Annotated in this window: 1 protein-coding gene; it reads right to left on the reverse strand. The window is 33.5% G+C overall.

All coding sequences use genetic code 11. The features are described 5' to 3' along the window. On the reverse strand, positions 1–181 hold a 181-nt coding region (locus E3E28_RS10800; protein WP_342764513.1), incomplete at its 3' end, for an argininosuccinate synthase domain-containing protein. Positions 182–475: the final 294 nt, after the last annotated feature.

The raw sequence follows: 475 nt of genomic DNA on the forward strand, positions 1-475 counted from the left end.
CGTCAATCGTATAATGCTTTACTGCCCCAAACTTCAAAGCCTTCTCTTCAATTTTCTTGAAGTCATCTTTCTGCCCAACATCCACTGTGACTGTTATCACTTCCGCGTTCAGCTTCTCTTGCATCATCTTCAATATAACTGAAGTATCCAATCCTCCCGAATACGCTAAAACTACCTTCACCTAAACCACCTAGGCCAAAATAAAAGGAACACTTTTTATATCTTTTGTAACTAATGTGTCAAAATTGAAAAATTTTGTTATAAATGCAACAATAATGAGAATTGATATTAGATTTATAGTTTTCAAAAATATCCCAACTTTTTGAACAGTTGTCTAAATAATTACTAGATTTTCTGAACAAATTTGACAAAATCTCAATAATTTTTGCAAAAATGTCTTATACTTGAAGTGCTGCAAGGATGGGAACGTTAATTCAAGGGGGTGCTAAAAAGTGAGGAGCGCAAGTATTTTGTT

It is taken from the genome of Thermococcus sp. 21S9 (assembly GCF_012027635.1).
GTDB lineage: Archaea > Methanobacteriota_B > Thermococci > Thermococcales > Thermococcaceae > Thermococcus.